General features: G+C 68.8%; 27 protein-coding genes and 2 pseudogenes. 16 read left to right on the forward strand and 13 right to left on the reverse strand.

What is annotated here, in order from left to right:
- A pseudogene (locus QQS16_RS01550) lies at window positions 1-255 on the reverse strand (transposase); the annotation flags it as partial.
- A 1,086-nt stretch (window positions 256-1,341) separates the two neighbouring features.
- Window positions 1,342-1,440, reverse strand: a complete 99-nt coding sequence (locus QQS16_RS43815) for a hypothetical protein (RefSeq protein WP_502963743.1) — start codon at window positions 1,438-1,440, stop codon at window positions 1,342-1,344.
- Window positions 1,441-1,807: 367 nt separating this feature from the next.
- Between QQS16_RS43815 and QQS16_RS01560 the strand changes: the two genes are divergently transcribed.
- From QQS16_RS01560 to QQS16_RS01600, 9 genes are all read left to right on the forward strand, one after another.
- On the forward strand, window positions 1,808-2,029 hold the full coding sequence (locus QQS16_RS01560) for a hypothetical protein (RefSeq protein ID WP_286059739.1): 222 nt from the start codon (window positions 1,808-1,810) through the stop codon (window positions 2,027-2,029).
- Between the two features lie 707 nt (window positions 2,030-2,736).
- On the forward strand, window positions 2,737-2,958 hold the full coding sequence (locus QQS16_RS01565; RefSeq protein ID WP_286059740.1) for a hypothetical protein: 222 nt from the start codon (window positions 2,737-2,739) through the stop codon (window positions 2,956-2,958).
- A 79-nt stretch (window positions 2,959-3,037) separates the two neighbouring features.
- The gene (locus tag QQS16_RS01570) at window positions 3,038-3,814 is read left to right on the forward strand and encodes a polysaccharide deacetylase family protein (protein ID WP_286059741.1); all 777 of its coding nucleotides are present in this window, start codon (window positions 3,038-3,040) and stop codon (window positions 3,812-3,814) included.
- Window positions 3,815-3,949: 135 nt separating this feature from the next.
- Window positions 3,950-4,171: a hypothetical protein gene (locus tag QQS16_RS01575; RefSeq protein ID WP_286059743.1), complete on the forward strand. Its 222-nt coding sequence runs from the start codon at window positions 3,950-3,952 to the stop codon at window positions 4,169-4,171.
- A 31-nt stretch (window positions 4,172-4,202) separates the two neighbouring features.
- Window positions 4,203-4,697 carry a hypothetical protein gene (locus QQS16_RS01580; protein WP_286059745.1) on the forward strand — a complete coding sequence of 165 codons (495 nt, stop codon included), beginning with the start codon at window positions 4,203-4,205 and terminating at the stop codon, window positions 4,695-4,697.
- Window positions 4,687-4,941: a hypothetical protein gene (locus tag QQS16_RS01585; protein WP_286059747.1), complete on the forward strand. Its 255-nt coding sequence runs from the start codon at window positions 4,687-4,689 to the stop codon at window positions 4,939-4,941. The genes QQS16_RS01580 and QQS16_RS01585 overlap by 11 nt, the downstream gene beginning before the upstream one ends.
- A gap of 811 nt (window positions 4,942-5,752) precedes the next feature.
- Window positions 5,753-6,559 (forward strand): DUF2382 domain-containing protein, encoded by an 807-nt coding sequence (locus QQS16_RS01590; protein ID WP_286059749.1) that lies wholly within the window; start codon window positions 5,753-5,755, stop codon window positions 6,557-6,559.
- Window positions 6,560-6,742: 183 nt separating this feature from the next.
- Window positions 6,743-7,012 carry a hypothetical protein gene (locus QQS16_RS01595; protein WP_286059751.1) on the forward strand — a complete coding sequence of 90 codons (270 nt, stop codon included), beginning with the start codon at window positions 6,743-6,745 and terminating at the stop codon, window positions 7,010-7,012.
- A gap of 168 nt (window positions 7,013-7,180) precedes the next feature.
- Entirely contained in the window at window positions 7,181-7,729 is a 549-nt protein-coding gene (locus QQS16_RS01600; RefSeq protein WP_286059752.1) for a phosphatase PAP2 family protein, read from the forward strand.
- Between the two features lie 450 nt (window positions 7,730-8,179).
- Here the strand turns inward: QQS16_RS01600 and QQS16_RS01605 are convergent, their stop codons facing one another.
- Window positions 8,180-8,857, reverse strand: coding sequence for a response regulator transcription factor (locus QQS16_RS01605; protein WP_286059754.1), 678 nt, complete (start codon window positions 8,855-8,857; stop codon window positions 8,180-8,182).
- Window positions 8,854-10,107, reverse strand: a complete 1,254-nt coding sequence (locus QQS16_RS01610) for a sensor histidine kinase (RefSeq protein WP_286059756.1) — start codon at window positions 10,105-10,107, stop codon at window positions 8,854-8,856. The genes QQS16_RS01605 and QQS16_RS01610 overlap by 4 nt, the downstream gene beginning before the upstream one ends.
- 125 nt (window positions 10,108-10,232) lie before the next feature.
- On the opposite strand from QQS16_RS01610, the gene QQS16_RS01615 reads away from it, so the two are divergent.
- The 3 genes from QQS16_RS01615 to QQS16_RS01625 are packed head-to-tail and all read left to right on the forward strand — an operon-like array spanning window position 10,233 to window position 13,572.
- Entirely contained in the window at window positions 10,233-11,180 is a 948-nt protein-coding gene (locus tag QQS16_RS01615; protein WP_286059757.1) for an ABC transporter ATP-binding protein, read from the forward strand.
- Window positions 11,177-12,739: an ABC transporter permease subunit gene (locus QQS16_RS01620; RefSeq protein ID WP_286059759.1), complete on the forward strand. Its 1,563-nt coding sequence runs from the start codon at window positions 11,177-11,179 to the stop codon at window positions 12,737-12,739. Before QQS16_RS01615 ends, QQS16_RS01620 begins: the two co-directional genes overlap by 4 nt.
- Window positions 12,736-13,572 (forward strand): ABC transporter permease, encoded by an 837-nt coding sequence (locus tag QQS16_RS01625; RefSeq protein ID WP_286059761.1) that lies wholly within the window; start codon window positions 12,736-12,738, stop codon window positions 13,570-13,572. The genes QQS16_RS01620 and QQS16_RS01625 overlap by 4 nt, the downstream gene beginning before the upstream one ends.
- Before the next feature lie 330 nt (window positions 13,573-13,902).
- Here QQS16_RS01625 and QQS16_RS01630 read toward each other — a convergent pair whose 3' ends face one another.
- The 3 genes from QQS16_RS01630 to QQS16_RS01640 form a co-directional block, all read right to left on the reverse strand.
- Complete coding sequence (locus QQS16_RS01630; protein ID WP_286059762.1) at window positions 13,903-14,211, reverse strand: hypothetical protein; 309 nt, start codon at window positions 14,209-14,211, stop codon at window positions 13,903-13,905.
- A gap of 239 nt (window positions 14,212-14,450) precedes the next feature.
- Entirely contained in the window at window positions 14,451-14,990 is a 540-nt protein-coding gene (locus QQS16_RS01635) for a lamin tail domain-containing protein (RefSeq protein WP_286059764.1), read from the reverse strand.
- Between the two features lie 212 nt (window positions 14,991-15,202).
- Window positions 15,203-16,375, reverse strand: a complete 1,173-nt coding sequence (locus tag QQS16_RS01640; RefSeq protein ID WP_286059766.1) for an epoxide hydrolase family protein — start codon at window positions 16,373-16,375, stop codon at window positions 15,203-15,205.
- A 103-nt stretch (window positions 16,376-16,478) separates the two neighbouring features.
- Here QQS16_RS01640 and QQS16_RS01645 point away from each other — a divergent pair, with 103 nt between their 5' ends.
- Window positions 16,479-17,054, forward strand: coding sequence for a CGNR zinc finger domain-containing protein (locus QQS16_RS01645; RefSeq protein WP_286059768.1), 576 nt, complete (start codon window positions 16,479-16,481; stop codon window positions 17,052-17,054).
- Between the two features lie 726 nt (window positions 17,055-17,780).
- Here QQS16_RS01645 and QQS16_RS01650 read toward each other — a convergent pair.
- A complete protein-coding gene (locus QQS16_RS01650; protein WP_286059770.1) occupies window positions 17,781-18,269 on the reverse strand; it encodes a MarR family winged helix-turn-helix transcriptional regulator in 489 nt (162 codons plus the stop codon).
- Window positions 18,270-18,333: 64 nt separating this feature from the next.
- Between QQS16_RS01650 and QQS16_RS01655 the strand changes: the two genes are divergently transcribed.
- A complete protein-coding gene (locus QQS16_RS01655; RefSeq protein ID WP_286059772.1) occupies window positions 18,334-18,714 on the forward strand; it encodes a tautomerase family protein in 381 nt (126 codons plus the stop codon).
- A 142-nt stretch (window positions 18,715-18,856) separates the two neighbouring features.
- Here the strand turns inward: QQS16_RS01655 and QQS16_RS01660 are convergent, their stop codons facing one another.
- Entirely contained in the window at window positions 18,857-19,492 is a 636-nt protein-coding gene (locus tag QQS16_RS01660; protein ID WP_286059773.1) for an MSMEG_1061 family FMN-dependent PPOX-type flavoprotein, read from the reverse strand.
- 544 nt (window positions 19,493-20,036) lie between these two features.
- On the opposite strand from QQS16_RS01660, the gene QQS16_RS01665 reads away from it, so the two are divergent.
- Window positions 20,037-20,582, forward strand: coding sequence for a nuclear transport factor 2 family protein (locus tag QQS16_RS01665; RefSeq protein WP_286059775.1), 546 nt, complete (start codon window positions 20,037-20,039; stop codon window positions 20,580-20,582).
- Between the two features lie 27 nt (window positions 20,583-20,609).
- Here QQS16_RS01665 and QQS16_RS01670 read toward each other — a convergent pair whose 3' ends face one another.
- Window positions 20,610-21,014 (reverse strand): putative type II toxin-antitoxin system PemK/MazF family toxin, encoded by a 405-nt coding sequence (locus QQS16_RS01670; RefSeq protein ID WP_286059777.1) that lies wholly within the window; start codon window positions 21,012-21,014, stop codon window positions 20,610-20,612.
- A gap of 169 nt (window positions 21,015-21,183) precedes the next feature.
- Here QQS16_RS01670 and QQS16_RS01675 point away from each other — a divergent pair.
- Window positions 21,184-21,602, forward strand: a pseudogene (locus tag QQS16_RS01675) (IS701 family transposase); the annotation flags it as partial.
- Here the strand turns inward: QQS16_RS01675 and QQS16_RS01680 are convergent.
- The 3 genes from QQS16_RS01680 to QQS16_RS01690 all read right to left on the reverse strand — a co-directional run bounded on the left by QQS16_RS01680 (window position 21,581) and on the right by QQS16_RS01690 (window position 23,669).
- The gene (locus QQS16_RS01680) at window positions 21,581-21,997 is read right to left on the reverse strand and encodes a hypothetical protein (RefSeq protein ID WP_286066563.1); all 417 of its coding nucleotides are present in this window, start codon (window positions 21,995-21,997) and stop codon (window positions 21,581-21,583) included. The pseudogene QQS16_RS01675 and the gene QQS16_RS01680 sit on opposite strands and share 22 nt — an antisense overlap.
- Before the next feature lie 209 nt (window positions 21,998-22,206).
- A complete protein-coding gene (locus tag QQS16_RS01685; RefSeq protein WP_286059778.1) occupies window positions 22,207-23,028 on the reverse strand; it encodes a MerR family transcriptional regulator in 822 nt (273 codons plus the stop codon).
- A gap of 467 nt (window positions 23,029-23,495) precedes the next feature.
- Window positions 23,496-23,669, reverse strand: coding sequence for a hypothetical protein (locus QQS16_RS01690; RefSeq protein WP_286059779.1), 174 nt, complete (start codon window positions 23,667-23,669; stop codon window positions 23,496-23,498).
- Window positions 23,670-23,735: the final 66 nt, after the last annotated feature.

Here is a 23,735-nt window from a genome sequence, read left to right on the forward strand (position 1 = left end):
TGCACGGATCGAGGTGGAGTCAACCGAGACGTCCCAGTCGGTCCCACCAGCGGCATGGGCCTGGGCCTGGGCCTGGGCCTGCACCTACTGAAGCAACCGTTCCCAGGTTCCGTCAGCCGACCAGCGCCGGTGACGCTCATAGACGGTCTTCCACGGCCCATAGCGTTCCGGCAGATCACGCCACTGCAGCCCGGTCCGCACCCGGTGCCGGATGCCGTCGACCACCTGGCGGTGATCGTGCCACTGCCCGCAGCGGTTGTTGCCTCTGGAACGGCTCGACACGTCGCCGCTCCGCCTCTGTCAGATCCCCCGACCAGTCATACAAGAGCCAAGGAATCAGCGGGGGGCATGGGCACGGTCAGCACCTGCGATGCCACCACGCCAGCTCTGGGTCTGCCATCGGCTCGTGACGCGTTCGCCCGAGGAGCACCACGTCCAAGCGCTCCACCTGCATCCGGAGTTCGGCGGCGGCTCTTGGCGGGAGCATGAACAGAGCGTCTTGCAGTTTGTCCCGAGCCCAACCCTCACCGCAGCAGGGGCAGGTGAACTCAGCCTCCCACCGTCTCCAACGGCGTTTGGTGCCATGGACGCGCACGGACCACACACTCAGCGCCACTGCCACGACACCCGGAGACAATCGCTCCCGTTCGAGCACACGGATGGCGGCATTTGCTGCTCCCGACAGCCCGGGGACATCGCGATACCGCACCCAGGGTCTTCCCCAGCCACGTTCCCGCGACCGAAGTGAAGCTGGTGTCCTACGCGGCACGGCCCCTTCGAGTGCAAGTCATGGACCGCATCCTCCCACAGTCCATGATCGACCCGACAGAACTTAGCCCGACCCCTGCACACAGCGGCCGGGGGCATCCCCTCCCCGTAGGCCGCCGGCCACTCCCCCTTCGCCCGCCCCGGTGCGGCACCAGTTCGCCTGCCGGTGCCGCGCCCTGCCCGAAAGGCAGACCGCCGTGCCCGTACACGCCTGTCCGAACGAACCGCGCTCGCCGCCCACTTCTCCCCCGACCAACTCGCCGCCGAAACGACAAGTAGACCCCGGCCGACGTCTGGAGCCGCCGCGACGGCAGCGAGCGCCTGGCCTCTACCGGACGCACGAGGAACTGGCCCAGCCGGAGCTGACCTGCCAGTTCGTCACCCCCTCGGAGCGAGAAGTGGCCCGCCGCCCTCGCCGACCCGGGGCCAGCCTGCCCGCTGGGCCTGTGGTCCGCAGCCTTGAACGACTGCGACGACTGACCGACAGCGCGGTCGCCGTGACCGGCAACTGGGCTCTACCGAGCACGCCATCGCCCGCGCGAACAACTTCGCCACCGCTCTCGCCGCAGCCGATCACACCGTTTCGGCGACGAGTTCCATGCCGTTGACGGAGCTGGAGTCGTCGGAGGCGAGGAAGAGGGCGGCGGTGGCGATTTCGTCGGGGCGGCCCATCTGGCCGCGGGGGACGAGGGACTCGAACTGCGCTTGGTGGTCTCGTCGAAGAGTCTTCCTGCTTGGCGGTGGCGACTTGACCGGGGGTCAGACAAGAAAGCCGTCGCCGCGCGGCTCGCCGACACCGCCCGCGAAGCCGGCGCCGCCGACCCTGAACAGCTCGGCGAGCAGCTCGCGCTGCTCATCGACGCGCCGCGGACCGCACCCGGGTACTCAACGCCGACGCCTTCCCCACCGCCGCCGCCATCGCCGCCGTCCTCATCGACAACGCCATCCCCGCCACAACCGGCGATGACCGGCGGCGGGAGGAAGTGTCGAGTAGACGTGGCACCCCGCGGCCGGGCTGGACGCGCTGCCCGTCGCGCGGTTGCACCCGCTGGTACGCGACACCAGCCCCCAGCCACCCGCCCCGGACCTGCTGGCCTTTGCGGAACTGCCCGCCCGCCTGCTGTGGGCCGCAGCAGAAGCGGCCGGGGAGACCGGCGACCCGCGAAGGCTTCAGGAGTTCGAGGCCGTCATCCCGGCCCCGAGGCGCTGGCGCGCCGCCGGTTCGCACAGACGCCTGCTCACATACGTCCGTACGCGGTAGCGCATGAAGAACTCGTACGCAGCTGGGAGGTTGTGAGGATGCGGGTGGCCCACCAGTGTCACTGGTGGGCCACCCGCATCCTCACAACCTCAACGAGCCGGAGACTTGCCACCCCCTCTCATCCACTCCACCGCGGCGCTCGCCTCGCGGAGCAGCACGGCGTCGACTTCTGAACCGAGCCAGGTGAACCATCCACGCTGATCAGCAGTGGGTGGTCCATCTGGGCCACGCCAGCCCGAAACGAAGGCCGACAGGCGCAGCCAACCCGTCGGGTTGAAACCCGCCGTCGGGTTCTGGATCCCACGGGCGGACTCCCGACACTACGAACGGCGGACCTCCGGCGATCAGCCGACTTGAGCCGCGTCCGCAGCACGCACTCCCAGTCGGCCTCAGGTGCTTCGGGCCCCTCAGAGCAACTGCCAGCAGAAGTACGGAACCAGGTCAGAGGTCAGCCGCAACAGACCACTCCATCAGGCAACTTCACTCCCGAGCGAATGAGATCGCTTCATCCTTGAGTTGCCGCTCACGGGGGCTGGTGTGGCCGGTCATGGGCGTGTTCATGCTGGTCGGTGGCGTGATCGGTTACAGGTGATCATCTGGTCATGGAGTGATTCGCCGGAACTGGGGCCGCAGAGCGTCCGTGCCGTCTACTGCCCACGGAAGCAAGGGAGTTCACGGGGCGAGAGAGAGGGCGAAGGGTGGTCGCGATGCTGACGTGGGTGATTCAGCGGCGGGTCTTGCTGGCGGACCGGGTCGAGCAGCTGCGCAAGGAACTCGCGGTGGCGGAAGCCGAGGTGGCCCGCCTGGCGGCGGCCGCAGCAGTGGGCCGTTGCAAGGCGCGAGGCACACCAGCGCCACCGTCGGCGGCCGAACACGTCGGAGAGGCGCTGGAGCGGATCGCAGCCGAGGTGGCGCCGCAGCGCACTTGAAACGCGCTGCACACACGTGTCCTGCCTCACTGTCGAGGCCGCTGGGCAACCCTTCCGGCGCTGAAATCTTCTCCTCGGGATGAAGATTCTGAAGAGGCGGCCTCGCCTACTCATACTCCTGACCCTGGCCGTGGTGGCGGCCGTGACGGTGACCGTCGTCATGGTCATCCAGGCGAACAAGATGGAGACACTCTCCCCGCGCGAGGAACGTGACCAGGCCGCGTCTGGAGCGGTCGTACCGTCGGGTCAGGTGGACTGCCGGAAGGTCAAGTGCATCGCGCTCACCTTCGACGGCAACCCGGGCGGACCCACCGACCGACTGATGGACCTCCTGAAGGAGTACAAGGCGCCGTCGACGTTCTTCCTCGAGGGCCGGCGCATCCACAAATTCCCGGATGTGGTGCGGCGGATTGCCAAGGAAGGCCACGAGATCGGGGACCACACCTGGACGCACGCGGTGCTGACCGATGTCTCTGATGCGCAGATCCGCGACGAGCTGCGCCGCACGGCACGGGCCATCTCCAGCATCACCGGCAGCGAGCCGACGCTGATGCGCCCGCCGCAGGGTCGCACCGACGACCGCGTCTCCAAGATCTCGAAAGAACTGGGGATGGCGCAGGTGCTGTGGACGGTGACCGCGAAGGACTACGAGACGGACGACACCGCGCTGATCACCAAGCGCGTGCTCACGGGTGCTGGCCGCGACGGGATCATCCTGCTCCACCCGCTGCGCAAGGGCACCGTGCCGGCCATGCCTTCCATCCTGAAGGCGCTCAGCAAGCAGGGCTACACCTTCGTGACCGTCTCCCAGCTGCTCGCTCCGGCCAGGGCCGAGCCCGGCAAGATCTACAAGTGACTGACTGACGCGCGAAGCGTCCGCCCTCTTGGGCCCCTCGCCACCACGGGAGCGGCGGCCACCCGTTCCGTCGAACTCCGGTGACTCGTTCGGCATCCCATTTCAGGTGTAGCCGTTTTGACAACAGTCTGCGGGGTGCACACCGTGTGCGGCGTCCTGTGGTGGCTCTGTGACCGGGCCGACCGGGCCGTCGTCGCGCAGCTGAACGCGGCGGACATCGACCCGTACCATGCAGTCGTCACGACCAGCGGCGACCGGGGCGCGGACCGGGCCGGGGCCGCCGAACCGCTGCTGGCCGGCCTTATCCGGATCGAGGAGGACGAAGGCGGCGGTCACCGACCGAGGCGCCCTTCCTGACCAGGCGCCGGAGCACCCGGTCCCGGCCGCCGTGCTGGCCATCCTGCGCGGCCACGCCACTCCATGGCCCCTGAACTGGCTGTATATGGACGCCGAGCACTGCGGGCGGCGCGACGACTTCCTGCGGGGCGATGACGCCAGGTGGCCGCGCTGGGCCACGCACGACCAGGACCGCGTCCTGGTCGCCGCAGGCCTGAACACCCTGCTGCTCGCGGGCTGGTGCGCTGTCCAACTGTTCTATGTGGGCGGGGCACTCCTCTACGGGACAGGTGGCGACATCGCGCGCCCTGCTCGTCTGCCTGCTGGATGGGGAGTGTTCGCGCTGGCCCTGACCCTGTATGCACGGGACATGTGGCCGCGGCGCCGGGGCCGGTTCGCGGAGTACTGCCGCACCCTCCCGCCGCATCCGGCCAAGGCTGCCCTCAACGACGAGCAGCGCAGCCAGCTGCTCCGGGCCATGAGCTACAGCCCTCCGGAACAAGAGGCCTTCGTGCGGCTGGACGTGGACACTCCAGGTGCGTTCTGATGTCGCGGACGAGCTTGTGACGGGACTCCCCCAGCTGCTGTTCGTGCTGGACGGTACCGGCCCGGCCGGGATCGAGACCCGCATCGGTGCCCTGCACGCCGCCGCCCGTGCCCTGACGCAGGTTGGCTTCCGGCACGTGGCGCCTGTCCTCGCGGCACCGATGGTCGACCTGCTCCGCAACGGGCCCCGCGCCTGTGCCGGCACCAGCACCCACGTGCCGGCTTGTGTACTCGGTTCCCAGTAGACGGAGGCATGCGTGCAGGGCGCTTCATACGGGATGCAGGCGAGCGAGTTCTTCGTCGCTGGTGTGGTTGCGCCTCCGCAGGCTCCCCTGACGCTCCGTCTCCTGACCAGCGTCAAGAGGTCGACAATCTGCCGCTTCCTGTACCGGTCCGACGCGGATGTGTCGGCGAGGACCACCACGCCGCCTTCCTCGGAGGCGTCGGGTGACGGTGTGTCCGAGCTGGACCAGCAGCCCTGTCACTGCGGCCTGCACGATCGCCTTCATGCTGTCGTCGCTCGCGGAATGTCTGGCTTGGTCGCGGGCCAGAGAGGTGAAGCCGTCCGAGGCCGTCCAGCTGATCAGAGTGCCTGCGGGCACCTCGGCCACCCGCAGCCCCGGCACACCGGTGTCCGCGCCGCCCAACACGTGAAAGCCTGCCTGGGCCAGGGCAGACCTCACCTGGGTGACGAGCTCAGCAACCACATACGACACCGAAGTCGCCTGCCCGCAAGAACGCAGATCATGCCGCCGGCGTGTCCTGCTCGGATGCGGCGGTGCCGCCGAAGGTGCAGGGCGGCAGCGGGCCGTTGACCCGCAGCTCGGGATGCGGGTGCTCTGGCGGAGGTGTCGACCGCGGCCAGGAACCGCGAGCTTGGCGAGCTGGATGCCATCTGGCCCGGCCCGGGAGTGAGAGCAGCCTGCGGAACGCGCTTGCCGGTTCGCTATTCAACATGCTTGTCCCGGTTTCATACGCAATACGATGGTGAGCCGGACAGGGTGAACCGAACGCGACAAATACGACAAAGGCGACAATAGAGAGGGTGAGCAGACTGTGATCACCCAGGAGCAGATCCCGACTGTGCTCGACCACCCGGTCTACGACACGGACGGCAACAAGATCGGCAATGCCAGACACGTCTTCCTCGACGACGCCACCGGCCAGCCCGAGTGGGTCAGCGTCAAGACCGGCCTGTTCGGCACCAGCGAGTCCTTCGTACCCATCGGCGACGCCTCCATCGTGGACGACCACCTGGAGGTCCCCTATCCCAAGGACAAGATCAAGGACGCACCCAACGTCGACGTTGACGCAGGCGGTCACCTCTCCGAGGACGAGGAGCACCGCCTGTACGAGCACTACGGCATCGACTGGGACGCTGCCTGGCAGCAGGCCAACCAGCCCGGCGCCGGCGGCTGGGCCCACACCGATACCAGCGAGACGACCGACATGCCCCGCTCCGCAGAAACCGGTGCCGGCGGCGACGACGCCATCACGCGCTCGGAGGAACGCATGCACGTCGGCGCCGAGCGCCGCGAGGCCGGCCGGGCGCGGCTGCGCAAGTACGTCGTCACCGAGGACGTACAGCAGACCGTGCCGGTACGCCGGGAGGAAGTCCGCGTCGAACGCGAGCCGATCACGGACGAAAACCGCGACGCCGCCCAGTCCGGACCCGACATCAGCGAAGCCGAACACGAGGTCACCCTCCACGAGGAACGCCCCGTGACAGAGACCGAGACGGTGCCGGTGGAGCGGGTGCGCATGACGACCGAACAACAGACGGACGAGGAGACGGTGCGCGGCCAGGTCCGCAAGGAAGAGATCGACACCGAAGGCATCGACGAAGACCGGCGCGACAGGTAGCCCAGCCCCTGCCTGCGTCGCCCGCGCGCTGCCACCCGGCGAGCGTGAAGAGGGGTCCGGCACGTCGAACCACTGCCGGACCCCCCGCCCCTGGACTTCGAGACGTTGCCCTCAGACAGCGGGCTTCAGGCAGCCGGGACGGCGTGGGCAGTCAGCACACGAACCGAAAGAGAGTCGGCCCTCATGCCCCAGGTCGAGCAGCCCCTCACAGACGCCGCCATCACAGTCCGCCAAGTCAACCACTACCAGTTCAGCTGGGTGGCCGGAGAACCCGGCCAGCGCGGCACCTTCACCCTGCAACTGGTCCTGGACGAAGGCGCCGGGGAAGAAGTCCTCACCCTCGACGCCGACGACGCCGACGTGTTGAAGGATCTGCTGGAGCACAATCACACAGTCCAATACGACGTCCCACGCAACACCCTGATGTTCGGCGTGACGCCCGCCGGCAGCTGAACCCCAGCAGCCCACCTTGCCCTCCCGAGGCCCTTGATGCAGCTCGCTCTGCCCCGGTGATGCCGTCGGCCTGGCCGGCACCGGCACGCGGGCGCGCCAGGCGTCGGCTCCGGTCGTGAGCGCCGGTCGCTGCGGTGTGAGGCAGCCCGGGGCGGGAAACCGCTGTTCATGACAGTGATCGCAGATCTACGCGCCGCGGACCACTCGCTGACCCGACGGGCCATTTCGTGGGACTCCCCCTGGGTGCGGCGGGTTCTGCCGGCGGTGGAGGAGGCTGCCGAGCACACCAAGCTGTGGTGGGCGGCGGCCGTGGTCATGGCCGCCGCCGGTGGGTGGCGCGGCCGGACGGCCGCCGTCGCGGGAGTGGGTGCGATGGGGGTGGCGCAGGTGCTGTCCAACGGGGTCGGCAAACAACTGTACGAGCGGCGCCGCCCGCCCCAGGAGTGGGTCCGGGCCGAGGATCTTGAGGACCGCCCGGACAGTTCCTCCTTTCCGTCCGGGCATACCGCCGCCGCGTTCGCATTCACCGCTGCCGTCGCACCCGTGTGGCCGGCCGCAGGCGCGCTTTGCGCGGTACCCGCGGTGATGGTGGCCGCCGAACGCGTGCACAGCGGCGCGCACTACCCCTCCGACGTGGCTGCCGGCGGCGCGATCGGCCTGGCTTCGGCCGCCCTGGTACGGGCCGCACCGCGCCTGCTGCGGCGGCACGCGATGTGACACCCTGTGACGCATCATGCGCCGCGGATCCCTCGCGTGGCTCGGCGTCGTGGGCAGCTGTCGATAATGTGACTGCTACTGGCAGTCGACGACCTCCAGCGGGCCGGAGGCGGCGAGACGGCGCACCAGCTCGAGCCGGACGGGGTCGCTCAGGGTGAAGAGGATGCTGGCCATCTCCAGCTGGGCCTGCCCCGCCTGTCCGCGTACCTGGTCCGTACGCCGATAACGCTGACCGGCTCAGGCTGCAGGAGAAGCCACCCGCATGTGAGACGACTCGGCAGACTGATCACCGGGCGGTGGCGAAGACGACCGTTTCCGTCCCTCCATGGATTCAGTGGCAGCCAAGTGGGGGGAAGGACACATCAGTCTTCGAAGTCGGCTGCGCAGATGACTGGAGTCGGGTGCCTGAGCACGGCCTCCGCTCGCGGGCCGCCGGCCCCGGCCTGCTGCTCAGTCGGGCGGGGCGCCTGGGTCGATGATCCGATACCCCACGCCGGGTGTGGTGGCGATGACCGGAGGGTCGCCGAGTTTGCGGCGCAGGCGGCTGATGGTCACCGTGACGGTGTTGGTGAACGGGTCGGCGTGTTCGTCCCAGACCTGTTCGAGGAGGTCCTCCGCGCTGAGGAAGGCGGGGCTCGCGTGGAGGAGGGCTTCGAGTACCGCGAATTCCTTGACGGAGAGGTCGAGTTGGTGGCCGTCGCGGCTGGCGGTGCGGCGCATCGGGTCGAGTTCGATGCCCGCTGTGCGCAGGGTGCGGGACCGGGCGGCGGGGCGGCGGCGGGCCAGGGCGCGGATGCGCAGGACGAGTTCGGGAAAGTGGAAGGGCTTGGCGAGGTAGTCGTCGGCGCCCAGGGTCAGGCCGCTGACGCGGTCGCCGGGTGAGTCGGCGGCGGTCAGCATCAGGACCATCACGCGGCCGTCCCGCTCGGTGATCATCTGGCAGAGGGTGTCGCCGTGGATGCCTGGCAGGTCGCGGTCGAGCACGACGACGTCGTACGTGTTGATGTCCAGCTTGGTCGCGGCGTCGAGCCCGTCGTGGGCCACGTCTACGGCCATCCCCTGGTCGCGCAGTCCCTCGGCGATGACTTCGGCGAGGGGGCGGGCGTCCTCGACCACCAGGACTCTCAACGCGCCACTCCCGTCTCTGTGTCGGGGGCTTCCGCCGTCACCCTGCCATCCGTACGGGGGAGGGTGATGGTGACGCGCAGGCCGCCGTCGGGGCGGGCGCGCAGGTCCAGGGTGCCGTGGTGGGCCTGGGTGATGGCCGCGACGATGGAGAGGCCGAGGCCGCTGCCCTGGCCGGTGCCGGTCCGGTCGGCGCCAAGGCGGCGGAAAGGCTGCGTGAGCTCCGCCACCCGCTGCTGGTCGAGGACAGGTCCGCTGGACTCGACGACGAGGGACACTGCGCCTGCGTCGTCTCCTTCGGCGCGTACCGCGACACTGATCCAGCCCCCGGGGTCGTTGTGCGCGATCGCGTTGTCGACCACGTTGTCGGCCGCGCGGCGCAGCAGCGTCTGGCTGCCCCACACCCACGATGAGTCGTCGATCCGGTTTTCGCGCACGGTCAGGCCCCTGGCCGCGATGTCCTTTGCCCGTCCGGTCAGGGCGGTCAGCGCGAGTTGGCCGAGGGCGAGGCGCGCCGAGTCGGTGAACTCGCCGTGGTGGCTGCGGGCCAGGACGAGGAAGCTCTCCAGCAGCCGGTCCACCTGGTCGAGTTCGGCGCGCATCCGGGCAGCCAGCGTGGCCGTGGTCTCAGGTACCGGGCCCGGCTTGGCGAGGGCCACGTCCAGGGAGGCCCGCATCGTGGTGAGCGGGGTGCGTAGCTCGTGGGAGGCGTTGGCGACGAAGAGGCGCTGGGCGTCGAAGGAGCCCTCCAGGCGGCCGAGGAGGTCGTCGATGGTGTCGGCGAGGTCCTTCACCTCGTCGCCGGGGCCGCCGATGGCCAGGCGTTCGTGCAGGCTGTCGGCGGTGATCCGGCGGGTGGCCGCTGTCATCACGCGCAGCGGGCGCAGCACCCGGCCGGCGACGAACCAGCCGAGGCCGACCGAGATCACCGCCATGACGCCGAGGGCGATGGCGGAGCCGATCAGGATCTGCCGGGACTGGGTGTCGTGCGCCTGGGCCAGCTGCTGCTCCAGTTCGTCGATGCGGCCCTGGGCCTGTGTCGCCGTGGCGGGCTGATCGGTGCCGCCATCGGGGGCGGTCCGGCTGGAGCGCGATCCGCCGGATGCCACCACGGCCGCGATGGCGAGCAGCGCCGTTCCCGACAGCAGGAACAGAGTCGCGTACAAGGCGGTGAAGCGGGTGCGGGCGGTGCCACGGCGCAGGCCGAGCCGGGCAGTCAGGCCCGCGAGCCGTCGGGGAGGACCCCATGTCATCCGCATGCTTCCCTCTCGCCACCGCGCCAGGACAAGTACCAGGCCAGGCTAAGCCGAGGCGCCTAACAGCGAGATGACAGTGGCCGTTCGGCCCCTGTAACTCGATCCGTCACAGGGTGGGGGCCATGAGCGATGAGAGTGCGAAGGCGACGATCGAGGTCATCGGTTTGCGTAAACGCTTCGGGCCACAGCCGGCTCTGGACGGGATGACGTTCACCGTGCGGCCCGGACGGGTGACCGGCTTCGTCGGCCCGAACGGCGCGGGCAAGTCCACCACCATGCGCGTGATCCTGGGCCTTGACGCGGCCGAGGAGGGAAAGGCCCTGGTCGGCGGGGTGCCGTACCGCACCCTGCGTCGCCCGCTTCGGCATCTGGGGGCACTGCTCGACGCCTCCGCGCTGCAACCGAGCCGCACCGCCCGTAACCACCTGCTGTGGCTGGCCCACTCACAGGGCGTGCCGGCCCGGCGGGTGGACGAGGTCATCGATCAGGCCGGCATGGGCACGGCGGCCCGGCGTAAGGCCGGCGGCTTCTCGCTGGGCATGCGCCAGCGCCTGGGAATCGCGGCGGCGCTGCTCGGTGACCCGCCGGTCGTCATGCTGGACGAGCCGTTCAACGGCCTGGACCCCGACGGCATCGTGTGGATGCGCGGCTTCCTGGCGGAACTGGCCCGACAGGGCCGCGCCGTCCTGGTCTCCAGTCACCTGATGAGCGAACTCGAAGACACCGCGGACCATCTCGTGGTGATCGGCCGCGGCCGGGTCGTCGCGGACACCAGCGTGTCCGAGCTGCTCGCCGAGGCGTCCGGCGGCCGGGTCACCCTGCGTACCTCCGCGCCTCCGCGCGCTGCCCAGGTCCTGCACGGCGCGGGCGCCACCGTTCTCGCCACCGGCCCCGACACCCTCGGCGTCACGGGCCTGCCCGACGAGGAGATCGTGGCACTGCTCGCCCGGAACGGGGTGCCGTTCTCCCAGGTGTCCACGCACCGGGCGACGCTCGAAGAGGCGTACATGGAGCTCACCCGGGACGCGGTGCAGTACCGGGGCATCCCGGCGGGGGAGGCCACGCGATGACCGCCACCCTCACCCCTCGCCCCCCGGTCACGAGGCGCGCTGAGCGGGGCGGGTTCCTCAGGACGCTGCACGCCGAGTGGACGAAGTTCCGTACGGTACGCGGCTGGGTCCTCGCCATGGCGGGGGCGCTCCTGGTGACGATCGTGGTCGGACTGCTCGGCACGGCCGCCCCCGCCCCCGGCGGTCGCGGCGCCGACGCCGCCTCGTACCCGAAGGGCCCCGGCGGCGAGGCCGTCAACGACAGCTTCTACTTCGTCCACAAGACGCTCACCGGCGACGGCACCCTCACCGTTCCCCTGCGGTCGCTGACCGGTGTGGCCGACACCGGGACCGGCGAGACGGCCCGGGGCGCCCAGCCCTGGGCGAAGGCCGGGATCATCGTGAAGGAAAGCCTCACCCAGGGATCCCCGTACGCGGCGCTCATGGCCACCGGCGGCCACGGCGTGCGCATGCAGTACGACTACACGCACGACACGGCGGGCCCTTCCGGCAAGATCTCCCAGGAGTCCCCGCGGTGGCTGCGCCTGGTCCGCTCCGGTGACAGTCTCACCGGTTTCTCCTCCACCGACGGCTCCCACTGGACCGAGGTCGGCCACGCGAAGCTGCCGGGGCTTGCGCGCACCGTGCAGGCCGGGCTCTTCGCCACGTCACCGCAGGCGAAGCAGGACACCGCGGCGGGCACGGGCTTCAGCCCCGCCGTGGCCACTGGCACCTTCGGCCGTCCCGGCCTCGCCGGCGGCTGGTCCCAGGGGGCGTGGACCGGCACCCAGGTGGGCGACGACGCGGGCACCTCCGGCAGCTACACGAACACCACCAAGGGCGGCTTCACCCAGACCGACGGCGGCGGGTTCACCGTGACCGGGGCCGGTGACATCGCACCGGTCGTCGGCGGGCCCGTCATGGGCGTCGGCTTCTCCGTCGAGAACTTCCTCGTCGGCACCTTCGCCGGGCTGATCGTGGTGATCGCCGTGGGCACGGTGTTCATCACCGGCGAGTACCGGCGCGGTCTGCTGCGTACGACCATGGCGGCAACTCCCCGGCGAGGCCAGGTGCTTGGTGCCAAGGCGCTGGTGGCCGGGGGCGTCGCGCTCGCCATCGGCCTGGTGGCCGCCGCGATCACCATTCCCCTCGGGGAACGCAGCGCGCGCGGCAGGGGCTTCCATGTCTTCCCCGTCACGTCGGCGACCGAAGTGCGCGTCATGGCCGGCACCGGCCTGCTCTGCGCAGCCGCCGCCGTGCTCGCTCTCGGCGTCGGTGCCCTACTGCGGCGCAGCGGCACGGCGGTCGCCCTGGTCATCGCGTCGATCGTGCTGCCCTTCCTGCTTGCCACCTCCGGCATACTGCCCCCGGGCGTCTCGGAGTGGCTGCTGCGGGTGACCCCGGCTGCGGGCTTCGCGATCCAGCAAACCCTGCCGCGGTACGCGCAAGTGCTCAGCGTGTATGAGCCGTCGACCGGCTACTACCCGCTGGCACCATGGGCAGGCCTCGCCGTGCTGTGCGGGTACGCCGCGCTCGCCTTCGGTCTGGCCGTGGTGCGGCTGCGCGGGAGGGACGTATGAGTCTCCTGAGCGGCGCACGACGCACGAGCACGGCGGACGGCGCGTGGCGAGGGGACTTCGGCCGCGCCCTGCGCGCTGAGTGGACGAAGCTGCGTACCGCAGGGGACCTGGGCCGGTTGCTCCTGCTCGCCGTCGCGCTGACCGTGGCCGTCGGCTGCGGCACCGCCAAGGCCGTGAAGTGCCCGGACACGGGGTGCGGCCAGGACGCCGTCAAGCTCGCCCTGACCGGCGTCACCGTCGGGCAGGCGGTCATCGCCGTCTTCGCGGTGCTGGCCATCAGCGGCGAGTACGGCACCGGGATGATCCGCACCACGCTCACGGCGGTGCCGAACCGGCTCACCGTCCTCACCGCCAAGGCGACGGTCCTCACCACGGTCGTCCTCGCCTCCGGGACGGCTGCCGTCCTGGCCTCCCTCCTTGCCGGCCGCTACATCCTGCCCGGCAACGGATTCACCGAGGCGCACGGCTATGCCCAGCTGTCCCTGGCCGACGGCCCGACCCTGCGCGCGGCCGTGGGCTCGGTCCTCTACCTCGTCCTGATCGCCCTGCTCGGCCTCGGCGTGGCGACGGCGGTACGGGAGGCGGCGACCGCCATCGGGATCGTGCTCGGGCTGCTCTACCTCTTCCCGGTCGTCACCCAGGTGGTCAACGACCCGGAGTGGCAACGTCACCTCCAGCAGATCTCGCCCATGACCGCCGGACTCGCGGTCCAAGCCACCGTCCATCTGCACGAGCTGCCCATCGGCCCATGGGCCGGCCTGGGCGTGCTCGCCGTGTGGGCCGCGGCCGCGCTGCTGGTCGGCAGCCTGCTGCTGCACAGGCGCGACGCGTAGCCGAATCGAGCCGACCACGAGCGCGGTGGCTTCGGGTCCCTCCCCGGCCCGGGGCCACACCCGGTCAACGATCCAGCCGACCGGGAGCGACGCCGGGCGGGTCTTCAGGGTGCCGACCCGGACCCACCCGTCCGCCGCCGATCGGGCGGCTTCCGCCTCTGACGGCGCTCTTTGAAATTGGCTGTGGCGGATATTTCGTGACGGTCGTGTCCTGCCCTGGCTGTCAGGGGCCGTTTCGGCTGGGCCGTCGTCGTCGCGTCCGGTGTTGCAGAACAGGCAGCGCACACCGCCCAACTCCATCACGGTGGCTGCCCACTGCCCGCAGTCCCTTCACTGGACGGTGTATTGCGGGCAGGTGGCCAGCTCCTCCTTGATGCCGTTCATCCGGGTGGAGGCGAACCTCTTGATTCCTGACAAGCTGCCCCGGATCAGGTCACGTTCGACCTCTGAGTCTTCCCGCTCCTCCCCATCGAAGCGCCAGGTCAGGTGCAGGTGCATGAAGTCCGTCAGAAAGCGCCGCACATGGGCGGCGCGGGCCTCGATGGCCAGCGCATTGTGGGTGAGCCCGTCATGCTGGAGCTTGTTGCGGTTCAGGGTCAGGGCCTTGATCGCCTGACGATGCTCGTGCTCGATGTGCACGCTGGCGAGCAGCTGGCCGTCCAGCCTGCGGGCGACGTTACAGGTTCGTTCACCTTCTTCTGATTTTCAGTCACTTCAATCACTGTCAGCCGGCTCGCTGGCGGGGAAATCGGGTGTGCTGCGTCTCGTCAGGCGCGACCAGCGGGGCCCGTGCAGGGATAGGTGTTGCTACTCACGATTCAGTCCTAGGAGCGGGTACGGCCCGTGGTGCTGTGGTCACCGGCCGGGACGGGTACGGGTCAGCGGCGAAAGTCGCCGTGGTGACCGTCGCGGTGGCGGTCGCCGTCGCGGTGGCGGTCGCCGCCCCGCGACTCGTCGCGGTGGTGGCCGCCGCGGCGGTTGTTGTCGCCGCCCCACGACTGGTCGTCGATGAAGCGGCCGTGGTCGTTGCCCAGGGTGGCGGTGTCGGAGCGGTTGTCCCACACGTAGTGGCGGCGATCCTGGTACAGGTCGCTGCGAGTGTCGCGGCTCTCACCGGTGTGGATACGGACGGTGGCGCGGTCCTTGAGGCGGTAGTGGTCGAAGGTGTAGGTGTGGCCGTCCTCGTCCTGGAGGGTCCTGCCGTCGAGGTTGACCGACCGGCGCGTGTTGTTGGTCAGCTCCACCCATTCCTTGTTCAGCGAGGGCCGCGAGCGGTCGTCGTGTCCCGGCGAGTCGTACTGCCCCGCGCTGATCTCCACCCTCGGCTGGTGCGCCCGCGGGTGATCAGCGGCCGTCCCCGGCAGCGCTACTCCAGCCGCGGCGGGCAGGCGACGGGTGGACACGGTCGTAGAAGACATCAAGTCCCAGGTTGTACGTGCACCCGACCGTTCCACAATCCCCGGTGGACTGCGGGGAGGGATCGAGGCTAATGCCCACCGCGAAGCCACCCACCTCCGCACCGAACGCGTCTGACCACCTTCCGCCGTCTCGATGAGCTGGTTGTGGAAGTTCTCGGGCACCGTCTTGAGGCGGATTTGGCGGTGATCGAGTGCCGGGTTACCGAGCCGCGTCACCGATTGGCGGTCAGTACTGCCGCAAGGCCTTCTTGCAGGTCCTTGACGAAGTACTCGGGAACCTCCAGCGATGGGAAGTGTCCCCCGTTTTCGGGCGAGCCCCATCGGACGATCTGTCGGTACCGCTCCTGTGCCCAGGGGCGCGGACACTTCTCGACGTCACGGGGATAAGCAGTGATTGCTGACGGGACGTCGACCCGGAGTTCGGGGTCCAGCGAGTTGTGGCTCTCGTAGTAGATGCGGGCGGCCGACGCGCCGGTCCGCGTCAGCCAATACAGGGTGACGTTGTCGAGAACGCGGTCTCTGGAAATCGTCTCGAACGGGCTGTCGTTGGTGTCCGACCACTCGGCGAACTTGTCGAGGACCCAGGCGAGAAGCCCGATCGGGGAGTCGACGAGTGAGTAGCCTATGGTCTGCGGTCGGGTCGCCTGCTGCTTCGCGTACGCCGACCGGCTGCGCAAGAAATCGCGCGTTTCCTCGGCCCACTGGCGCTCGACCGCCGTCAGCCCGTCTGTGGTCAACCCGGGCGGTCCCTCCGCGAACGTGGTGTGGATGCCCAGAACGTGCGCCGGGAATCTCCCACCGAGAACCGTGGCGATATGGCCTCCCCAGTCGCCGCCGTGGGCCGCGAACCTGCGGTAGCCGAGCCTGCCCATCAGTTCCACCCAGGCGGCTGCGATCTTTTCGGTTCCCCAGCCGGTGGCGGCCGGCTTGTCGCTGTAACCGAAGCCCGGCAGCGACGGGACCACGACGTGGAACGCCGGCGAATCCGCGTCGTTCGGATCCGCCAGCTCGTCCACGACGTCGATGAACCGGGCAACGCTGTCCGGCCAGCCGTGCGTCAGAAGCAGAGGAGTAGCATCCGCCCGCGCAGATCGGCGGTGCAGGAAGTGGATTCCCAGACCCTCAATGGTCGTGCGGAACTGGCCGATCCGGTTGAGGCGTTCTTCGAACGACCGCCAGTTGTACGCGGTGCGCCAGTAGTCCACGACGTCGATGAGGTCGGCAAGCGGAACGCCCTGTTCCCACCGGCGGGGGCCCGGTGGGGCGCGATGGACGGTCTCGGCCTCCGGTAGCCGCGCCGCGGCCAGTCGCGCGCGCAGATCGTCGAGGTCGGCGTCCGTTGCGTGGGCTTCAAATGCCCGCACTTCGCTGGTTGGACGGGGCATGGGACCTCCTGACCATCGCGGAACCGGCTACGACCTATCGTGAACCGGCTATGACGGTTCTACTATGCCTTCACGCCTGCGTGTAACCAGCTAAGGTGGTTCCATGCACGCTGGGTTTCCTGACTTCCGCCTCGGTACCGTGCTAGCGACCAGCTTCACGGGGACTCTCTCGGAACGTCATGGCAACGCTGTGGAACGCATTCCCAGGCCGCAACGACTCGTCGACTGGCTGGCGGTGAGCGGCCTCGCCGTGGACTCCTGCACCACTGCCCAGCTAGACCTCGCCCGGGAACTGAGGGAGGCGATTCACGCCGCCGCGACAGCGGCCGCGATCCAGAACGCTCTCCCTGCGTCCGCTGTCCAAGTCATCAATGACTGCAGCGCTCAGGGTCGGGCGGCGGCGATCCTGACGCCCGAGGGCAAGCGGCGATGGCGGCTCAGCTCGGCTTCCTGCGTGGAAGATGCCCTCAGCGTGATCGCCGCCGACGCGATCAGCATCATCGCAGGCGAACGAGACGGAAAATTGGCCTTGTGCGCATCGCCGACCTGCCAAGCCGCCTTCTTCGACACCAGCCAAAGCCGCACTCGTAAATGGTGCGACATGAACACATGCGGGAATCGTCAGAAGAAGGCGCGCTTCAATGCCAACCGGCGCAAAAACTCTAGATCAGCAGAGTGATCGTTACCTCGGTACGACCGAGGCGCATCGACGGGCCGGCCCGCAGCAGCCTCGAGGAGCTGGCGGACTTGCGTACGGAAGTGCTCGACAGCAGAGGCTAGATCTGGGCGCGAGCGACCGGAGGGCAGCGAACACAGGCGGCAATGGATCAGCCGTGCAGGCGCGGAGCGCGGCTGGGGCGCTGCTGGAGTGGATGAGCGCGCGGGAGGCGCATCTCCCCGGATCCGTCCTGACCGACCGCCATTTCCTGGAGAGCCTGACGGATCTGGCACTGCGCTGCAGGATCCCGTACCGGCGGGCGCTGCGTGGCGGCCGGCAGGGAGAAGGGTGTACAGCATTCGTCGCGCGCACCGGTGGAAGCGGGCGGCTCGGCAGCCGCCCGCTCCGCGACCGTTTGACCGCGTGAGTCAGCGACCGGCGACTGCTCTTCAGTGAGGCGGGGACCGGTGCCCAGCGGACGGCGTATGGCGTGCACGAGGGTGAGTGCGCCAGGCGACGACCAGCCGGAGGCCGGGTTGGCGCAGGCAACTGCGGGACGGCTGGCGACCACAGAGGCGGCACGCGCGTCCGCCCGCTTGCACGGGGCGGGTAGCTTCGTCGGCGAGAAGCAGCAGCGTGTGCCGGGTGGTTCGGGCAACGGTCAGCGATCTCGAGGCGGGAAGATGTTGGTGAGAAGCGAGAGCGGCTGCGGCTACAGGCCGCGCTCTGCCGACTTCGCCAAGCCCGCTAACGCGGCTGCGCGTAGCGATGCCGGTCGCCCGCTTGCTCCAAGGCAGCCTCGTAGGCGTGCAGGGCGGTGATGACGGTGGCGCGTTCCGCGGGGTCGAGACCGCGCATGACGCATTCCCAGGCAGAGGCGCTGCCAGAAAGCCATTCGCTGATTGGTGCGGTGTAGGCGGGGGCGATGGCGATGATGCGGCGGCGGCGGTCGGCGGGATCGGCAGTGCGCTCCAGGACGCCCGGCCGTGACAGCTCGCTGACCATGAGGCTGACGGTCGTCGGGGCCACCTCTAGCCGGGCGGCCAGCTCGTTGATGCTGGTGGGACCGTCGTACTCCAGGTGGGCCAGCAGCGCGAGGTGTCGCGGTGCCAGGTCCAGGCCCTGGAGCGCGGGTGGGATGGGCAGGCGCTTGGCGCGGCCGACGAGCCGCGGCATGAGCAACAGCAGGGTGCGGACGGCCTCGTCGACGGCTGGACCGTCCGATTCCGTGGACATCAGCGATCTCTTCCAAGTATCTTTGAATACAAAGGCTTTGGGTTCAAAGGGAACGAGGTCCACTATGCCGCATCTGACCGTCCACCTTCCAGAGAACAGGCTGGCCGGCAAGGAACCCATGCTCGTCGCCGCGCTGACCGACGCGATCGTCGACGTTTACGGCGAATGGGCCCGCGACCTCGTAAGTGTCCGCCTGGCCGGAGTCCCCGCAGGCCGCTTCGCGCAGGGCGGCAAGGCCGTGGACACAAACGCCTCGGTGATCTTGGGTGTCCGCGCTGGCGTCTTCGACCGCCCCGACGCCGCCCAGATCACCGCGCGCCTCGGCACCGCGCTCACCGAGGCGATCACGCGCGTCGTCGGCGATGACCTCCGCACCGGCACCATGGTCGAACTCGTGGCGTCACCGCCAGATCGAACCTTCGTCGGCGGTGTCCTCACCGTGTGACACCCCATCTGGGCCACCTCACGACCTGCCTTTCCGAAACACCGGAGGCCCATGCGCGCACTTCTTCGACTCGCGTCCACCCCCTGGACGCCCCGGCAACCAGGACTCGGCACCTGATGCGTGTCGCCGCGGCGGACCGGTATCAGGCCAGTCGATGCAGGAGTGAGTCACGCTGATCCTGCTCGGCCTCGGCGAGCGTCAAGTTGGGGTCGCGCTGATGAGCAAGAGCGACCTCGGCCGGCGTCGGCTGCTCCTCCTTGAGCGGCCAGGCCTCGGGGCGCCAGAACTTCGACCGGACGAACGCCTTGGCGCAGTGGACGTACACTTCGTCGGTCCGCACGACCAGCGCGGTTTTCGGCGGCTTGCCGACCGGGGTCAGCCGCGCCAGCAGGTCTTCATCGGCCGTGATCCAGGCTGCGCCGTTGACACGAAGCGTCGTGTCCCGGCCCGGGATCACGAAGTTGAGCCCGGCGTGCCCGTTGGCCAGGATGTTGCGATAGCTGTCCAGCCGGTTGTTCCCCGTCGCGTCCGGAATCACTACATGACGCTCGTCGAGGACCGTGGCGAAACCGGGGGTGCCGCCCCGAGGGGCCACGTCACAGCGGCCACTGGCATCGCTGGTGGCGACGAACACCACGGGCGAGACCGCTATGAGGCGGCGCGACATCTCGTCGATATGGTCGAGTTCTTTGCGTATCGCCCGCTCTCCGGGGTCCGCGTACAGCTCTCGGAGTTGTACCTCACTGGTCAGAGCTCGGGGTATCAGGGTGTGATCCACTCTGGCGATCATAGCCCTGTGGGTCGAAGGCACAAGGAGCGTGCCCGTGCGGACCGTGGTGCAGACCGCCCCAGCCACGCCGTGTTCTGACCTCATGCACTGTGTGCCTCCCTCTTGGGCGGAAGCGGGCGGCCGGCGGTGCCGAGCGGAGCGGAGACAAGAGCGCGAGCGCCGCCGCCCACGCCCGCCCAAAGGAGCGAAGCGACGACGGGTGCTTGATGACGTAAGGAAAGCCTGATCGACGAGGGCGGTGACGGCTTTCAAAAGCGGCACCGAGCACACATCCCCGTGCCGTTGACCTGCAATAACGGACGGAAGCGAGGGCTGCACAGTCCTCCTGGCCCACGGATGTCCGACAGTGGATTTCCTAGTCTCGGGCTTTCACGAGCGGTGCCGTCTACCGCTGCTCAGAGACGCGAGAAGTGCTCCCGCCCTGCAAGGGTGAGATCTGTGGATGGCCCTGGCCGTTGCTGTCGAAGGAGCACTTCTCAGGTGAAGACCACATGTCCGCATCCAGCGCCACGGGTGGGGTCGCACGGGTGGGGTGCTGCTGACCGAGACAGTCCGCAGTAAGGGCCCGGAACAGACAATAATGATCGTTGCTGCCTGTGCGTATTACTTGGGGGGTCCTGTGAGTCTGAGTCCGCGCGAGGTGTTTCTCCAGCTTGTTCATGGGGTCGCCGACGGGAACTTAAGCGAGTTGCCTGACTTGTATGGCGAGGTCACCGATGTCCGGCATCCGATGGCGACGCCATGGTCCGAGCCGTTGACCAGTCGGCGTGCGCTCCGAGAGCACTTCACTGTGCCGCCGGAAGTTCGGGAGTCCTTGCCGAAGAGGAGTGTCGTCGATGTCGTCGTTCACGAGACTGCCGATCCTGAAGTGATCGTCGCCGAGTTCGCCTACGAGTTCACGTTGCCGGACGACTGCATGGCCAAGGTGCCCTGCATCTTCGTCATGCGTGTGCGGGACGGTCAGATCATCGAGTCACGCGACTACATCGACCCGATCCGTACGTACACGGCACGCGGGGACCTTGACCGCCTCATCGCGTCGCTACGCAGGGGCGTTTACTCCAGCCGCAGATCGTGATTTCGATGGTGAGTGGCGCCTCTCCGCCTACCCGAGTTCACCGAGACGGAGGGCGTCCCTTATCTCGCTGAGCTTCGCGGTTGTCGCCGGGGTCCGTTCCTTCGCCTGTTCGCCGAGACGGAGGGCGTCCTCAATCTCGCTGAGCTTCGCGGAGGACAGGACGCCCGCCCGCTCGATCAGGTCGTCCTGGGACACGGCGGTCAGCCACGTGCAGGGGGTAAAGCCCGGGCGCGGGAACGCGAACCGAAGCACGCCTTCAAAGGGCAGCCCTTCCATGGCACCTACGTGCACTTCGACGCCCAGACCGCTGATGTCGACGCCCGCAGGAGTGACGACCTGCATCGCCCGGATCCTGGACGCGTCGTCTGCCGCCAGCAGTACGACCAGCCGCCGCTCGTCGAACTCCACCCACCAGACTTCGCCACGTTGCACATGTCCTCCTGACTCAGGACGGCAGGCGGAACTGCGCGACCCTGACGCGTTGTGGAGACGGGTGCGACCACCGTTGATCATCGTGAGTTGTGTGGACTGACGAAGAGACGGTGGCCGCAGGTCACAGCATAGAACATAGAACCACCCGTTGACGGGACGCGTTCGAGGGCTGGGCCGGATCACGGGGCGCTTCGCCCGGGTCGAACGCCGACGCAGGGCGGCGCGGTTGGTGCTCGGTCTATTGGCCGACCTGCCGCGCAAGAGCTGCTGGACCATCGCCGAGTGGGCTGGCGAGACCACTCTGGACGGCATGCAGCACCTGTTGGGCAGGGCCAAGTGGGATGCCGATCAGGTCCGCGACGACGTGTGCGGCTACGTGGTGGAGCACCTGCACGACGACCGGGCGGTGCTGGTCGTCGACGAGACCGGCGATGTGAAGAAGGGCACTGGCACGGTCGGCGTCCAGCGCCAATACCACGGTACTGCCGGCCGGATCGAGAACTCCCAAGTCGCCGTCTACCTGGTTTACGCAGGCAAGCCGGCTACGCCGCAGTGGACCCGGAACTCTACGTTCCGCGCTCCTGGACACAGACCCTAACCCCGCGCTTTCCGAGGTGGGCTGTCCAAGAGTTGACCAGAACCACGAAAGTACTCTTGACCTGCGACTCGATCTCGATGAGGTCCGCGTCCCCGCTGACCGGAAGCTCCCAGGCATGGACGAGTTCTCCTTCGTCACCGTCTGGGCCACGCCCGGTGTGGACAAGGGACTCGGATGCGGCGACGACGGACGTGGAAGCCCCGGCGAGCGCGTCCGCGGCCATGGCCGAAGTGCCCAACTCCGTGCCGACAATGCCCCCACTGAGATGGTACGGGCACTCCCAGTCACCGTCCGCGCGCCGCACGGAGTAGTACAGCTCGGCGATCAGACCGTCGTCCCTGCGGTGCACGAGCAGGACGAACCCGGGGTCGCCGCTGATCCACACGTCAGCAGCGATGACAGTGTCGGGGGATGGCCAAGTGGCGTGCCGCCGCGCGGTCGGTTGGTGGGCAGGGGCATTGCGTGATGGGGATTGGTCCGGTTGGCCGGTCTCACAAACAACGGTCGGGCAGCCGCGGACAACTGCCGACCTGACTGCCCGGCCGTGACGCTCGAGCCCGTGGGGGCCTCATCGTGCGACGATGTCCCTGGGTCTCAGGGCTTGGTCACCGGCGCCTGGAGTTCGGTCACCCAGTCGTCGCGGTTGTCCGGACACTCCAGGTTAATCTCCCGGGGGTATCCGGCTGACTGGTACCCGTTCTCGTCGATCCAGAAGGCCAGGACCTGGGCCGTGGGCAGCACGGTGTCCATTGAGCCACGGTGCACGATCGTCGCCGCCTGGTCGACGGGCGGCAGGTCGAGCACCCGGAAGGCACCGTCCTGGAGCGGGGCCGCGACTTGGACGGCTGCGTGGATGGTGATCCTGCCACCGCCCTCCGGGGCGTCCTCGTAGTAGGCGACACCGGGCCCCGCAGGCGATACCCCGGCCGTGTCCAAGCGCCGGAACAGTTCGTCGTAGAGCGGCTGGATGACCGGGCCGATGTCCTCGGGCGCGTAGCTCTCGGCGGTCGCGGTCAGTTCCGCCACCCGGATCGCCGGGATGCTCTTGAAGACGACGTCGTTCGTGGGCATGTGCCCCTCGCTCTCGATCGACCGGAGCCTCGCCTCGACCTGGACCAGCCGCGCCGCGGCGGCGGCCATTGCGACCTCCAACTCGGCCCGCCGCAGCCGCAGCATGGCGCGCAGTTCCTCGGTGGTGACCTTCTCGTCCAGGATTTGCTGGACCTGGTGGAGGGTCAGGCCGAGGTCTTTCAGCGCGATGACGCGGTTGAGGCGAGCCAGCTGGGCAGCCGAGTAGTACCGGTAGCCGGTGGCGGGGTCGACGTGGGCCGGGCGTAGCAGTCCAGTGGCGTCGTAGTGACGCAGCATGCGGACCGATACGCGGCCGTGCCGGGCGAAGTCTCCGATGGTGAACATGATGTCTCCGAGTTCAGCGCCTGACACGGTGTGAGGGTCAACAAGCCCCTTCCCGCCCGACACGCGACAGCCACGCTGACGGTAACCCAAGGGCGAGCCATGTGAAGTGCCGGTCAGGGAAAGTCACCACGTGAAACACCCTTTGAAACAGCCAGGCAAATCCCAGCTGCTTGATATCGGTGAACTCGTTATCCAGACCGTGCTGCACGGCGCCCTCTATCACGGACGGCCGAGTCACATGACCGGGCGGCCGGCCACATCCCCGCCGGGATCATCAGCGAGTACAACGGCCGCGGTGATCCGCTTGCCCACCGGCTCCCGGTGAACGCAGAAGGTCTGGCACCCAAAGGGCTACGCGGCATCCCGTCATCAGCAGATGACAGGGGCCCGTGAACAGGGCGCTCTGCAGGCCCGGGGTCGTGCGTGGTCGGGCTCCCCGATGCCCCGACCACGCACGGTGCGGCCGGTCACAGGGCGAGAATCACTCCGACCAGCGCAGCCATGACGGTCACAGCGCCGAACGCGGCACCGACCGGCTGACCCCAGGACGGGTGGCGGTGCACGACACAGGCGGCGCCGGCCGCGAGCAGCACCACAACGACGACCAGGAGCAGCACGACGAGCAGAGCAAGCGTGGACACGAACGATTCCCCCTCAGGGTTCGGGCACGCCCCCGGACGGGGCACGCGGATGGCTGGGCAGTGGAG

Origin of the sequence: Streptomyces sp. ALI-76-A (assembly GCF_030287445.1) — a bacterium.
Taxonomy (GTDB): Bacteria; Actinomycetota; Actinomycetes; order Streptomycetales; family Streptomycetaceae; genus Streptomyces.

Coding starts and splice junctions, on each gene's coding strand:
- QQS16_RS43815 (WP_502963743.1), bottom strand. CDS start 1,440: ATGGGCCGCCCCGACGAAATCGCCACCGCCGCCCTCTTCCTCGCCTCC.
- QQS16_RS01565 (WP_286059740.1), top strand. CDS start 2,737: ATGCTGACGTGGGTGATTCAGCGGCGGGTCTTGCTGGCGGACCGGGTC.
- QQS16_RS01570 (WP_286059741.1), top strand. CDS start 3,038: ATGAAGATTCTGAAGAGGCGGCCTCGCCTACTCATACTCCTGACCCTG.
- QQS16_RS01595 (WP_286059751.1), top strand. CDS start 6,743: ATGCCCCAGGTCGAGCAGCCCCTCACAGACGCCGCCATCACAGTCCGC.
- QQS16_RS01600 (WP_286059752.1), top strand. CDS start 7,181: ATGACAGTGATCGCAGATCTACGCGCCGCGGACCACTCGCTGACCCGA.
- QQS16_RS01610 (WP_286059756.1), bottom strand. CDS start 10,107: ATGACATGGGGTCCTCCCCGACGGCTCGCGGGCCTGACTGCCCGGCTC.
- QQS16_RS01615 (WP_286059757.1), top strand. CDS start 10,233: ATGAGCGATGAGAGTGCGAAGGCGACGATCGAGGTCATCGGTTTGCGT.
- QQS16_RS01620 (WP_286059759.1), top strand. CDS start 11,177: ATGACCGCCACCCTCACCCCTCGCCCCCCGGTCACGAGGCGCGCTGAG.
- QQS16_RS01625 (WP_286059761.1), top strand. CDS start 12,736: ATGAGTCTCCTGAGCGGCGCACGACGCACGAGCACGGCGGACGGCGCG.
- QQS16_RS01635 (WP_286059764.1), bottom strand. CDS start 14,990: ATGTCTTCTACGACCGTGTCCACCCGTCGCCTGCCCGCCGCGGCTGGA.
- QQS16_RS01640 (WP_286059766.1), bottom strand. CDS start 16,375: ATGCCCCGTCCAACCAGCGAAGTGCGGGCATTTGAAGCCCACGCAACG.
- QQS16_RS01645 (WP_286059768.1), top strand. CDS start 16,479: ATGCACGCTGGGTTTCCTGACTTCCGCCTCGGTACCGTGCTAGCGACC.
- QQS16_RS01650 (WP_286059770.1), bottom strand. CDS start 18,269: ATGTCCACGGAATCGGACGGTCCAGCCGTCGACGAGGCCGTCCGCACC.
- QQS16_RS01655 (WP_286059772.1), top strand. CDS start 18,334: ATGCCGCATCTGACCGTCCACCTTCCAGAGAACAGGCTGGCCGGCAAG.
- QQS16_RS01685 (WP_286059778.1), bottom strand. CDS start 23,028: ATGTTCACCATCGGAGACTTCGCCCGGCACGGCCGCGTATCGGTCCGC.